This is a genomic window from Kineothrix alysoides, from assembly GCF_000732725.1.
Lineage (GTDB): Bacteria > Bacillota > Clostridia > Lachnospirales > Lachnospiraceae > Kineothrix > Kineothrix alysoides.
Genome location: NZ_JPNB01000001.1, coordinates 655353 through 668700, shown reverse-complemented (window position 1 = coordinate 668700; position 13348 = coordinate 655353). Strand labels below are relative to the sequence as shown.

Annotated in this window: 15 protein-coding genes; all 15 read right to left on the bottom strand. The window is 39.2% G+C overall.

All coding sequences use genetic code 11. The features are described 5' to 3' along the window. Positions 1 to 9: 9 nt before the first annotated feature. The 15 genes from cas5c to CC90_RS0103100 all read right to left on the bottom strand — a co-directional run bounded on the left by cas5c (position 10) and on the right by CC90_RS0103100 (position 13234). Complete coding sequence (gene cas5c / locus CC90_RS0103175; RefSeq protein ID WP_081905855.1) at positions 10 to 801, bottom strand: type I-C CRISPR-associated protein Cas5c; 792 nt, start codon at positions 799 to 801, stop codon at positions 10 to 12. A gap of 11 nt (positions 802 to 812) precedes the next feature. Next, positions 813 to 3260, bottom strand: a complete 2448-nt coding sequence (locus CC90_RS0103170) for a CRISPR-associated helicase/endonuclease Cas3 (protein ID WP_031389380.1) — start codon at positions 3258 to 3260, stop codon at positions 813 to 815. Between the two features lie 693 nt (positions 3261 to 3953). Further along, complete coding sequence (locus CC90_RS0103160) at positions 3954 to 4382, bottom strand: GNAT family N-acetyltransferase (protein WP_031389379.1); 429 nt, start codon at positions 4380 to 4382, stop codon at positions 3954 to 3956. Between the two features lie 138 nt (positions 4383 to 4520). Further along, positions 4521 to 4973 (bottom strand): GNAT family N-acetyltransferase, encoded by a 453-nt coding sequence (locus CC90_RS0103155; RefSeq protein WP_031389378.1) that lies wholly within the window; start codon positions 4971 to 4973, stop codon positions 4521 to 4523. Between the two features lie 24 nt (positions 4974 to 4997). Beyond that, complete coding sequence (locus tag CC90_RS0103150) at positions 4998 to 5471, bottom strand: GNAT family N-acetyltransferase (protein WP_330373174.1); 474 nt, start codon at positions 5469 to 5471, stop codon at positions 4998 to 5000. After that, complete coding sequence (locus CC90_RS22900) at positions 5468 to 6268, bottom strand: GNAT family N-acetyltransferase (RefSeq protein WP_051869266.1); 801 nt, start codon at positions 6266 to 6268, stop codon at positions 5468 to 5470. The genes CC90_RS0103150 and CC90_RS22900 overlap by 4 nt, the downstream gene beginning before the upstream one ends. Beyond that, complete coding sequence (locus CC90_RS0103140; RefSeq protein ID WP_051869265.1) at positions 6265 to 6645, bottom strand: PilZ domain-containing protein; 381 nt, start codon at positions 6643 to 6645, stop codon at positions 6265 to 6267. Before CC90_RS0103140 ends, CC90_RS22900 begins: the two co-directional genes overlap by 4 nt. A gap of 268 nt (positions 6646 to 6913) precedes the next feature. Next, positions 6914 to 7765 carry an SDR family oxidoreductase gene (locus CC90_RS0103135; RefSeq protein WP_031389374.1) on the bottom strand — a complete coding sequence of 284 codons (852 nt, stop codon included), beginning with the start codon at positions 7763 to 7765 and terminating at the stop codon, positions 6914 to 6916. A gap of 3 nt (positions 7766 to 7768) precedes the next feature. Further along, a complete protein-coding gene (locus CC90_RS0103130; protein WP_031389373.1) occupies positions 7769 to 8131 on the bottom strand; it encodes a VOC family protein in 363 nt (120 codons plus the stop codon). Positions 8132 to 8216: 85 nt separating this feature from the next. Next, positions 8217 to 8342 (bottom strand): hypothetical protein, encoded by a 126-nt coding sequence (locus CC90_RS24800; protein WP_278245448.1) that lies wholly within the window; start codon positions 8340 to 8342, stop codon positions 8217 to 8219. 287 nt (positions 8343 to 8629) lie between these two features. Beyond that, a complete protein-coding gene (locus CC90_RS0103125; protein WP_051869264.1) occupies positions 8630 to 9106 on the bottom strand; it encodes a GNAT family N-acetyltransferase in 477 nt (158 codons plus the stop codon). A gap of 50 nt (positions 9107 to 9156) precedes the next feature. After that, positions 9157 to 9642 carry a GNAT family N-acetyltransferase gene (locus tag CC90_RS0103120; protein WP_031389371.1) on the bottom strand — a complete coding sequence of 162 codons (486 nt, stop codon included), beginning with the start codon at positions 9640 to 9642 and terminating at the stop codon, positions 9157 to 9159. 496 nt (positions 9643 to 10138) lie between these two features. After that, complete coding sequence (gene prfA / locus CC90_RS0103110) at positions 10139 to 11212, bottom strand: peptide chain release factor 1 (RefSeq protein ID WP_031389370.1); 1074 nt, start codon at positions 11210 to 11212, stop codon at positions 10139 to 10141. Positions 11213 to 11323: 111 nt separating this feature from the next. Then, on the bottom strand, positions 11324 to 12157 hold the full coding sequence (prmC, locus tag CC90_RS0103105) for a peptide chain release factor N(5)-glutamine methyltransferase (RefSeq protein WP_031389369.1): 834 nt from the start codon (positions 12155 to 12157) through the stop codon (positions 11324 to 11326). Positions 12158 to 12202: 45 nt separating this feature from the next. Further along, the gene (locus CC90_RS0103100; protein WP_031389368.1) at positions 12203 to 13234 is read right to left on the bottom strand and encodes a DUF1385 domain-containing protein; all 1032 of its coding nucleotides are present in this window, start codon (positions 13232 to 13234) and stop codon (positions 12203 to 12205) included. Between the last annotated feature and the right edge of the window lie 114 nt (positions 13235 to 13348).

Here is a 13348-nt window from a genome sequence, read left to right as displayed (position 1 = left end):
CATCCCACTTTATCTCACCTCCTTTTTGGAATGCTCACCGCCTTTTGTCTTTCCTGTTTCTTCATCACATTCATGCCATTCTGAGAAATCTTTCCAACTTTCGAACTCTTTCAATCCCGAAAAGTTATGCTGCCCAAAATATTTTTTTTCAATTTTTCTAATATCCCTTATCATTTCACAGTTTTCCGGTCTTAAGAATTCTATGACACCGTTACGCATAACCGGCTTCCAAAACCTTACTTTCATCATCCCATCATTTACATAAGACTCATCAGGATAAGTGATTCCATGCGCCATCAGCCCAAGTGCCAGTTCCTCCAAATCATCATATGCTCCACCCCCTTCTTCAAACCTGCAAGGTTCTACATAACCCTGGCATTCTCTTGTTCCAAGGAAAATATCCCGTCTTCCTCCTCTCTCCAAAAAACGCTTCGCACAAAAATAATGCTTATTTTCATTTCTGTCCGCGGAAAGTTCTTGTCTGCCCTCATTCCACTCAAAATGAGCCTTCACATGATATTCCACATCTTTTAAATAAGTGTAGATAGACAGCGTATTTCCTCCGCTGTATTCAATAGGACGCATTCCCTGCGACTCTGTCTGAATACTTTTCATGATTCTTACTTTATCTATATACCAGATAAGTGTTGGCTTCCAGTATATGCTTTCCGCAATTCCTTTCAAAGCCTGATAAGTGGGAACCTGATACGAGAATTTCTCTCCGCCCGTTCTTGTTATCGGATCGGAAAATAAGGCTCTTTTCCCGTATACCTTAAATTCAATGCTGTTTTCTCTTTCCATTTCACACCTCCTTAATCTACCGTCAAAAACTGCATATTCCCGTCCACTCTAATCCCTATGTTTTCATCATAAAATCCTCCTTTCAGCGCTATGATATTTCCCTCCAAAAGATTTGCAAGCGCACCATTTTTATTCAACTCCTTCATCTGATGAGAATATAAATTTACAGTATACCTTTGTGCCTGTTTTAATAAAGACGGAATTTCTTCTAAGTCTGGTTCACCGTTCAATCTTGCAATAATCCCTTCTCCCTCCTCATATGGAACCAGTACGCTTATCGTCTCTTGATCAATTATTTCGAGACTTTTTCCCGCAGATTTGAATGACTGAAAAAGCAGCATATCAAGAGGCTGCTCTCTTCCATATTTATCAACATATGCCTCCATACCCACTTTATTACGACTAAGCAGCTCTATCATTGATGTATTTAATTTTCTAATTGGATACCTCATTAAGCTTTTTTGTTCTTCGCCATGGTAATAGCTTTGATAGAATATTTTCATGGCTTTAGGAGAAAGGAGACTGTTGTCATATGCTTCACAATCTATATGATAATCCTTCACGATACCCTTGCTACATTCCGCACCTATTCTTATCTGCTCCAGCATGTCCAAGCTCTCATCTTTCATATTTACTAGATAAACAATCCCCAACCCATCCGGTATCTCTCCGTTTCGGTTACATCTACCCGCAGCTTGCGCAATACTGTCAAGCCCTGCAAACGAGCGAATTACGCAAGAAAAAGATAAATCCACACCAGCTTCAATTAAATTCGTACTTATGCAAATTATTTTTTCTTTCCCAAGCGTCTCCTTAAGTTCCTCAATCTTCCTTAATCTATGTTCCGCACACATGTTGTTGCTAAGATGTATGATTTTTACCTCATCATTACATTCTTCATAATAATGCAATAACTCTTGGTAAACATTCTTAACTATTATTTTAGTATTCAATATCACTAAGAGACTGTTTTGTTTTTTAATAATCTCCACAATAAATCGCTTTAAACCTTCTATATCAAACAGTCCTTCTTTCTCTATGATTTCTACTCTCTTGAACTCTTGATACAAGGAAGTGTAGTCTTTTATAATATCTTTTTCAGAGGAAAAATAAAGGGGATATTCCACGCCTTCAAGTTCAGGCTGAGTTGCGGAACAAAGGATGACTGTCGCATTAAGCATATCATGTAAAAAATTTATTGCCAGATTAAAGTTACTCACAATCTTTAACGGCATCGACTGTATTTCATCTACAATAATTACCGAGTCGGCAAGACTGTGAAAGCGACGAACCGACTGTGTGCTATCGGAGAATAAAGTATTTAAGAACTGGACAAATGTTGTTACAATAATAGGTGACTCCCAGTTCTCCGTCAAAAATTTACGTCTGTCCACTTCCCATGTTTCTTCATTGGCATCGGTTATTATATTAGAATGGTGCTCTAAAATAAATTCTTCCCTATGCAGTGCTTCCCGAAAAACCTCAGCGTTCTGTTCTAAAATACTCAAATAAGGAGCCAGATATAAGATTCTCTTTTTATTATACTTCTTGGCATGATGAACCGCATATCGAAGGCTGCTCAATGTCTTCGCACCACCAGTCGGTACAAAAAGCCTATAGATTCCTGCTGGCCGTTTTGAAAATTGCAGACATTCTTCCGATATTTTTGTTCTAAGAATTGATATTTTGTCAGATTTTTGATATTGTTCCAAATAGCTTTCTAAATTATATACAAGCGATGTCCAAATATCCTTACGTTCTTCTTGGCATATGAACTCGGATCTCTCCATACAAAATATTGCAGTATCCAACCTATCTGCTTCGATTAATATAGAAAGAAGCATCCTTTCCAAAACCGAATGAAAATAAGTAATAAGTGTTACTTCTTTTTTTCTCCTCTCTTTTTCGTCCGTTATCAAAGATGTAATTTGCTTAGCTAGTTTCTCTATTTTACGCTGAAATTGCCTCACCTCTTCTACTGCTGCCCTAAATAATTCGTCTAAATGTTCTTCACAAAACAAATTTTCACGCAAGTTGTTGATGACCTCTTCATATTCTAAATCTTGTATACTCGCTATGCGTTTCATAAAGGTAGGCTCGCCTTCGGGTGTCAGGCAATCCATTAGTCCATGATGGGAAAAAATCGCAACAGAAATGAGCTGTGCCGTTAGCTTTTCCTCTCTGCTCCCTTTATAATAGTGATTATATATATAAATAGCACCGGCCGAACTATGATTTACACTTCCCCGGTAGGCACCAGCCTTTCCAGCTATTGCATCTCTCAAATAGTTTTCAAACGTTTTTCTCCATTTTCCTAAATCGTGCATAAATCCCGTAATATATGAAAGATTCTCCAAGTTTACCTCTGAGCCTATTCTTCCCGCAATTTTAGCCGTATTTTCCAAATGTTCCAGTACTGATTGTTCTTTTCCACTTTTTTCATTAATATGTGCTATCATACACATTCCCCTTAATAATATATCGAAATAGTGAATTTAAGTTATCAATATATATTATATTATAAATGGTAAGATTGTACAATATATTGTAGAATATTGCTGATATTTTATACATATTATAAATTTTATACTAAAAGTGATTATCCCATACACCATATTTATGCTGAACTATTTAATAACCCCAAAACGCATCTTTAATAACATATAGAAATATTATCCAGCTTTGCTTAATAAAAAGGACTGGCGAAAATGCCAATCCCTTCTCCTGTTTATAAGATTCACAGACCCATATTATTTTTTCAACCCACAGAAATATCTTCTGACACCGTAATTATATTCATTATTTTATTAAATAATACCCTTTTATCACACCCCCAGCATATACGCATATATATATGTATGCACACACGTTCCTAACTTCAATAATATGGGAATGTAATTAATCACATAACGTCTTCTTTATATTTACATATTTCAAATAGGAGGTGGAATAATGAACAACAATTTTACGATCGCTGACTTATTGCATTTTGGACTTTTTATTATTGCGTTGTTAACCTTTATTTTTATTTATCACTGACCGCAAAGAGTTCAACAATTTTTTCTGTAAAAGAGAATAATCCTTCAAAACAGCCCCAATTACAATACCGTAATTGGGGCTGTTTCCCTATTTACCATTTTTAATCCACTATTTTATTCATGCTTTATTACCCTCATAGACATCCCTGCCCCAAGTCCTTCGCAAGGCCTTCTTTGAAAGCCCAGCCGTTCATAGAATTCTTCTTTCCCCTCCGCAGCAACGAGGCAAAACATAAGGTCGCCGCCTTCTTCTGCTGCCTCCTTCACTTTATTTATAAGGCCCTGGACAATGTGAGCGCCGATTCCACAGCCTTGGTATTCCGGCATTATAATCACATCTCCGATATATACCGTATATCCGTAATCAAACAATGCTCTCCCCATACCTACTGCCTTCCCATCAGACCATGCGGATATAAGAAAGGTCGTATTTGCAAGGCCCCTTACCGCCTGCTTCTCTGTCAGCCTTTTCCAACCTACTATTTCCCGCAGTCTGTTATAATCTTCAGGAGTCAATTCCTCGCAGTATTCTATCTGTTTCATTTGAACGCCTTCTTTCTTTAGCGATTACATACATACTCAATTTTCTATTTTATATTTTGTTCCCAACAAGAGACAAAATCGCACAAAGGCGTGTATGACCTGTCCATCGGGGGTATTTGTCTCGTCTTCACATTCCCGTTAAAGGCTTTTCTGCATACAAATCGACTCCGGCATATCAGCGTACTGTCCATAATTATCGATGATATGGAAGCCTTGCCTTTTATATAGCTTCATAGCGCCTTCCAATGGTTTCCCCGTTTCTAGAATAAGTTGGCAATAGCCCTTTTTCCTTGCCAGCGCCTCCAAATCCTCCATGAGCTTTCTTCCACAACCTGCTTGACGATATTCTTTACGAACAAATACCCTCTTTATCTCTACAATCCCTGGCAAATACTCTTTAAAGCTGCCGCAGGCTATTGCCGTCTCTCCACGCAAAAGAAGTACAACGTCGTGAATATCCTCTAAAGTATTGTACTGGTCATACTTCTCCCGCATCTCATTGCCGCCTACAATATCATTCAAATATTCATCCAGCTTGCGACAAAGGGAAATAAATCTTTCATCCCTGCCATCTGTAATTATGCTTTTCATCTATGTATGCTCCGGTAATATTTTCTAAAGTATGGTCTCCATACCAATTTTCTGTGGCTTCAGACCGCATTTTTCATAAAATCTCATTGCTGATTCATTGCAACTCCATACGTTCAATGTAACGTTATAGCACCCTTTTTCTTTTGCGAATTCGATGACCGCATCATAAAGATGCTTTCCCACATGGCGGCCTCTGATATTTTCATCCACACAAAGGTCATCGATGTACAGCGTTTTTACATCTGTAAGGATATTGCTCCCTATGTGCTGCTGGAATACACAAAAGGCATAACCCATAAGATATCCCTCTTCATCGGCCGCCACAAATATCGGCTTGCCTTCGTCGAGAATAATCTCTTTAATCTCCCCGTCCGTATATTTCCTGCTGCCCCCCTTGAATAAATCAGGACGTCCTTGATGATGCACCGCTGCTACCTGCAAAAGAAGTCTTTTAATCCCCTCTACATCTTTTTCCTGTGCTCTTCTTATTGTCATCATTTCGTCTCCTCCGCTCTGCTTAGGAATGCCGCCGAAAAATCCATCAGCCGCTTTTCAATTCCTCTTTTCCTGAACAGAGGCTCAACAAACAATATTTTTGTATCTGCACAATACATTCCCACAGCTCTTGTCGCACACTTTCCCACAAAGAAATAAAGCTCGCCCCGTTCTATTTTATTTATGAGCTCATCCTGCTCTTCATCACTAAAAAAAGCTGCCTCTTTTTCAGCCAGATATCCATTATGCAGCTTTAGAATCTGCCAATAATCCTCTTCCTTTAAATCCTCACAGAAAATCTCTTCCGAACCTTTCTGCATTAAAATATATAAAATGCTTCCATCTTGGTCATATCCGTTGTATTCAAAACCTAAGGACATCCAAAATCGCCGGTTTTCTTCATCGGATAAATTCAGCTCATAATATTTCGCACCTTGTGCTTCCTTCTGAAGTTGCTTAAAACAGGCTTTTCCATATCCCATTCCCCTATACTCCGGGTAAATGCAAAAGTCTAAGATAAAGCACTTTCCATCTTCTGAAGCATATACGCAATAGGAGCAAAAACCGATTTGAATTTCTCCTTTATTGAAAAATATCATATGCGCCCGATCAATTGTCCTATCACATAAGGCAATCATCCCACTCTTATATTTTTCTGAAAGAAAATACTCCTTATCCTCCTGCGTAATAGGGCTGCCAATCGATTCATTAGGGAAAATATCTCTTATTAAATATTCTTCCTGCTTCTTCCAATAAGCATCCCTGCATGCCTCTTCTATTGTAATCTCATGCAATTTCAATTCTTATCCTCCGGATTATTTTCCGATTCGTTTTTCATCCTCTCCTGCACGGAAGTTACCAAATCGTAAACATCAATCCTATGACTTTCCATTTCCGGCATTCCAATGAACAAGCCGCCATAATTTATACTATCGCCGCTTCGTTCCATACGAACTACTTCAACAAAAGTATGAATGACCTCCTTCATCCATATTCTCAGAAAGCCTTCATAAACTGCCCCTATCTCTAATTCTTCCTCACATAGGAATCCTACACCGGACTTGGATATATTTATCACGTCAATTTTGACTTCCTTATCGCCGCCGTCTTTATCCAGGCGCTTCATAATCAGTGTGGATTCAAGTTCCATTCTTCGGTCTTTTCTCTTTTCACTCATTTTTACTCCCTCTTCTTTGTTTCCATACTATACTCATATTCTGATTTTATATCAAGAAATGGGGGATTACAAGACTTTCTATGCGGATATCTGCTCTTCCTGCCCTTATTATTTTATTGACACCACTTTTCATGTTACCATTCCCATTGCTGATGCTAACTATTGTTGCTTTTCACAGACGGAGTATCAAATAGCCTATAACCTTTTCTTATATTCTTAAAAAGTTATAGGCTTATTATATTTAAGCTTGTTTCATTTCTTGCACTTATTATTCTAGCTCCTTCATGTCCTTCAATGCTTCTTTCAAGCCCGCCGCCGTACTCAAAAAGTCAATTCCGCAGTTTTGTATCTTGCTTATATCCATCCGAAGATTTCTTGGATTATCCGCAAACGACTTTCTGTCTTCTTCTGCCTTTGCTTCCGAAATATTTCTCAGCCCTAAAATATGCCTTACCACGTCACAGGTACAAAGGTCATTTTCACTTCCAAAATTATAAATTCCGGGAAAAAGGTCGAATGCCTTTTCCACATTATAAGCAACCTCCCATACATTGGTAATACTTCTGAAATCAAATACCGGATATCTGATTTCCGCTCCCTCCCGTACCGCTTTCAGAACATTGGTCACCAAGCTGCTATGCTCTGCATCTATCCTCATTTCCTTATCATACATCCAGCTAAGCCGCAAGATTACGCTATTTTCGTTTAGCTCCAGACATTTTCTCTCTGCCTCAAGCTTCTGCTTACCGTAGACGTGTGGCGGACACAAACTTTCTTCTTCTGAATGCGGGCTAGTCCCTGCATGTCCTAAATAAACCTGATCCGAGCTGCAAAAAATCAGTTTTACTCCATATTTCCCGCATACCTTAGCTATGTTTTCTGTTCCCAGTACGTTTACCTTATATGACAGCTCAGGTTCCTTTTCGCAGGCTCCTATATCAGATACTGCTCCGCAATGGATTATAATATCCGGGCAAAGCTCTTTTACTCTATTCTCAACCTCATTACAATCCGTAAAATCCATCTGCCCGCGAGTCAGTCCCATAACCTCATGTTTTTTTAATGCTATACACAGCCTCGATGCCAGGAAGCCGTTAGCGCCGGTTAACAATATCCTCATTTTCTATCCTTCTTTCACATTCTCAGAAAAGCTTCTTAAATACACCGTGTTTCCATCGGGATCGGAAAAGCTCATATTTTTGGCTCCCCAAGGACGAGTTGCCGGTTTATCTATTATCTTAACACCCTTTTTCAGTAGTCTTTCATATTCCTTATCCACGTCATCTACCGTAAATGCGATACAAATATTCTGGTTTTGGTTGTTTTTGGAAGAGCCGTCGTTATAAATAGTCAGCATCGTTTCTTCCGCAATGATAGTCTGGTGTACACTGTCGTCGCTTCCATTTTCAATTTCTAATAAAAACTTATAAAAGGCTGCCAGCCTGACCACATCATTTGTTAAAAAACCTACCTCTCCTAATTTCATAGCCGCCTCCTGCACCCACCTTGCATTCCATAATTATTTATAAACAAATTCTCTTTGAATCATGAAACTAATAAAAAGCAGATAATTATATACCGCCGACACTACTCTTTACTCTTGCCCGTCCCGTTGCCGCCGTAATATGTGCTTCGTCCACTCTCACAACCAAGCTCTTCGATAGCAAAGCTTTTGTTCTGCGCGCGTAGCTGCGCATCCATTGCTTCTATAATAGATGCATTTTTCTATTGCATAAAAAACGCGTGGTTGTTTGCCACGCTTTTTCTAATTACATTTATGAATCCCCTTAATCTTGAAAATCAAATTCAATCAGATTATATGCGTTTACTCATTTATCGGATTATTGCGAAATTATTGTACCATATTTTTACAAACTTGTGCAATAGTTTACTTTCATGGGGAGAAATCTTAAAAGAAGAGAGGTTCTCTTTACACTTTATTTAATAATTCCATAAACCGAAAGAATAGACTTTAAGATAATTTTCAAAGTAATAGCTCCATCGGCGTATATACAATTCCTTTATACTCAGTTTGTATACCTATATCCACAAAACCTATATGATGATAAAATGGAACAGCATATGGAGAGGCATTTAATGTTATCCTCTTTACGCCTTTGTTATGCAGCTTTTCAATAATTGCATAAAATAACTCTTTCCCAATTCCCATCCTATGATAGTTTCCATCTATGAACACACATGATACTGTGTTTTTTTCAGATAAGCACAACACTCCTACCAGTATATCTTCAATAAATGCCCCATACATGATTTCTTTTCTGCTTGCAAATTTTGCTCTAAACCACTCTCCCTGAACAAATTCCTCATAAAAAACATCTATTCCCTCCTGCATATAATCAGGGGCAACAAATTCTTGAAATACTTCCCAAATCAGTTGGACGCCATCCTCTATTTCAGATAGTTTTAATTCTCTAATCTCTATTTTATCTCTATCCAGCATACTTGCTTTTATTCCTTTTATAATCTAATCCATTCAACAATTAATTCTTTTTATAAAACTATTTCATATCCAAGATAGTCGCCGGAAAAAGCGGTTTCACTATCATTTTTTCTTGTCTGATATAACTTAAATCCTGCGCTCTCATAATTCCGCGGAGCTACCAGATTACTATTGGTTTCCACAACTATTTTCTTAAGTCCATTATATGTTTTGATTCTGCCGATAGCTTCTTTAAGCTGTCTTTTTCCGTAACCATTTCCTTTATGTTCAGTTGCAATACAGTTATGTCCAATTGTCACATATTCAGGAATATTTCTCGGGTCCCATGAAATGTGCCCAATAGGATCACCATTAAGAGTTGTAATGAAACCATATTTATCAGCAATTTCTAAATTATCGAAAAAGAAATCGTCAAACTCTTTCCAATCACTACTCCAACACTTATCGCATCTATCATCAAAAGAATATGCATCTGCCAACAACCGATATAATATTCCTTTATCAAAATCGCTTATTTTTCTATATTCAAGCTTCATGGTATGCCTCCCTCACACTTTATAACTGCTTAATCTATCTGCTTTAAGCTCTGCTATTTGCTTCCAATAGCGAATATCACACATAACATCAACAAAAAATAAGTCAAAGTCATTAACATGCATGAAACAAGCAAAAATATACTTGAGTACTTTACTAATATCAACGATAACATTGATATTAATATAATCAACCCATAAACTACATACATCTTTCTTAATCTTTCTTAATCTTTCTTAATCTTTTTTCATAACTTATAGTGCCCCTATAATAAATATGTCCTAATTCATGTCCTACCGTTACAAGCAACATTCCATATATATCACTTTTATATTTCATAAAAACATTTTCAGACATTGCTAATAATCCGCTGCATACTTATTACTAATCAACTCCATAAAAAATGCCCCATATCAGCCATTACAACTAATATCGGGCATTTTATTTTTTATCTTAATACTTATACTTTATAATTCAACAATTTTTGTTCTGTCTCCCTTAGTTCTCATTCAGCTTAGCTAACTTCATACTTTGATCCGCCGCAATCAAGCTATCCAGCAATTCAACGATATCGCCGTTCATAATATCATCGATTTTATACAGCGTCAGCTTAATTCTATGATCTGTGACCCTCCCCTGCGGGAAATTATAGGTCCTGATCTTCTCCGAACGGTCTCCGGTGCCGATCTGACTCCTTCTGAGCTCGGCTTCCGCATCATGCTGCTTCTGCTGTTCGATATCGTATAATTTTGCGCGCAGCAAGGCGAAGGCTTTCGCCTTGTTCTGAAGCTGCGACTTCTCCGTCTGGCTGTATACGACGATTCCAGTCGGATAATGGGTCAAACGAACGGCAGAGTCCGTAGTGTTGACGCACTGCCCACCGTTACCTGAGGCACGCATAACATCGATACGGATATCCTTATCATCGATTACCACGTCCACATCTTCTACCTCCGGCATTACTGCAACTGTTATCGTAGACGTATGAATACGTCCGCCGGATTCCGTCTCGGGAACACGTTGTACGCGATGCACCCCGCTTTCGTATTTCAGCTTGGAATAAGCACCGCTCCCGGTAATCATGAAGTTCACTTCCTTCATACCGCCGATCCCTATTTCATCCACGTTCATCGTCTCCACTTTCCAGCGCTGGCTTTCCGCATAATGAACATATAAACGGTACATCTGCGCGGCAAACAAGGCTGCTTCATCTCCCCCGGCTCCTGCTCTTATTTCCACAATAACATTCTTATCATCGTTAGGATCCTTAGGCAGAAGAAGAATCTTCAGTCTTTCTTCCAGCTCCTCCACGCGTTTCTTGGATGCATTCAGCTCCTCCTTTAACATTTCACGCATGTCTTCGTCGGATTCCTCTTCAAGCATCGCCAAGCTGTCTTCAATATCCTGTCTGCTCTTCTTATACTCTCTATATGCTTCCACCAAGGGTGTCAAATCGCTCTGCTCTTTCATCAAAGCACGAAAACGTTCCTGATTATTTGTTACGGTCGGCTCGCCCAGTTCTCCCATTATTTCTTCAAACCGAATGAGTAAGTCTTCTAACCTGTCAAACATTTTTACACCTTTCTACCGCTTCCGCGGGCACCTTACAATTTTTTATCGCTCTTAATATCCTTATTAGGAAGTATTATCGTTGCTGAGAACCGAGTGAACAGTAACGTATTCTCAGCTCATGTATCCATACACGACCCTATCCAGTCCGGCATAATCTTTTACTGCCGTAACTTCCTTATAGCCCGCTTTCTTCATTTCATCTGTTACTGCCCCCGCCTGATCATATCCGATTTCAAAAAAAAGATAACCGCCGCCGTTTAAATACTCCGGCGCCTCTTCGATAATTTTTCTATAAAAGAAAAGTCCGTCTTCGCCTCCGTCCAAGGCCAAGACCGGTTCGTATACCTTTACTTCCTCCATCAAATCAGAAATTTCTCCGGTGGAAATATAAGGCGGGTTCGATACGATAATATCATACCTGCCTTCCACGCTTTCAAACAAATCACTTTCTACGAAGCTTACCTCTGCTATCTGCGATTTCTGTGCATTTCTCTTTGCCGTCGCAACCGCTTCCGGTGAAATATCAGCACCTACTCCTTTACACCCGTTGGAATACTTGAGAAGACTCAAAAGAATACAGCCGGAGCCGGTGCACATATCTAATACACTCATGCCGTCATGAAGACAGCGCATCGCTTCTTCTACCAGCACCTCCGTATCCTGCCTTGGAACGAGAACATTTTCGTTCACTTCAAAGACAAGTCCCATAAATTCCTGCTCTCCGGTAATATGCTGCAACGGTTCATGAGCCTTTCTGCGCTCAATATAGTTTACATAAATATCCTGTTCTTCCTTGAGAACTTCTTTATCGCCATGTACCAACAAATCATTTCTATTCGTATGGCAGATAAATTCGAGCAAAAGCCTGGCATCCAAAGAAGCCTCGGCAATTCCCGCTTCCATAAGTGCCAAGGCTCCGAAATCATACAATTCTTTATATTTCATCGCTTTACAATCCACCTTATCTTTTATCCATAAAGCGTATGCTCATCAATATGCTTCCTGCCCGCTCATATCGGGGTCTTCAGAATCGTCATCTTTTTCCCGACCGTCCTCCAGCCACGAATCGTCCACCTCATATCCAAAGGTATCTTTTAAATATGCTTTCCAGTCGAAAATCGCTTCCACCGACGCAATCGCAACCTCTATCATGGATTCATCCGGTTCTTTTGTGGTAAGACGCTGCAGCCACATGCCCGGTGCAGAAAGTATCTTCACAAGGATGTTATCACTTCTTCCTGCAAGGCGGATAAGCTCATAGGAAATACCTGCAATAACGGGAATCAGTAAAATACGGAGCGCAACTCGAAGTAAGGGACTTTCCGCCCTGATAAAAAAGAATACGATAATACTCACGAAAATAACGAAGAACATAAAGCTCGTACCGCATCTTTTATGAAGTCTGGAACTTCGCATCGCGTTATGGACTGTCAGAGGACGCCCTTTTTCGATGCAGTTAATGCACTTGTGCTCGGCACCATGGTATTGGTACAGCCTCTTAATATCCTTCATCATAGTAATCGCCACAATATATCCGACAAATATAAGAATACGCACAAGGCCTTCAATAATTGCCATTACGGAAGTATTTCTTATATACTCTTCGAACAGGGAAGCGATATAATAGGGCAGCACCATAAAAATGGCCACCGCCAGCACGATGGAAAGCAAAGTAACCATTCCCAACATAATGCTTTCCGCTTTGTCTTTGAACACCTTATGGAACACCTTATCCGTCGCCGTTTCCTTGGCGTCCTCATCCTCATAAAATGCCACGGAATGATTCAGTGTCTTCATTCCCAGTACCATAGAATCGAGAAAGTTAAACACACCTCGGATAAATGGAATCTCTTTCAGCTTGCTTCCATGGAGCACTCCTTGATAAACATCCACTTCCACGTCGATTTCACCGTCCGGCTTTCGTACGGCAACCGCATATTGCTCTTTATTTTTCATCATAACGCCTTCCAGTACCGCCTGACCGCCGACACCGGAATAATGAGTGCATTTACTTTTTTTCATATGGCTTCACCTCACGCATACAATAAAATACTTTAATCACATCTCTTCAAATATCATACTAAAGTATTTAAATAAGGTTGAGATATTGATACCTCAACCTTTTTCAATACATAG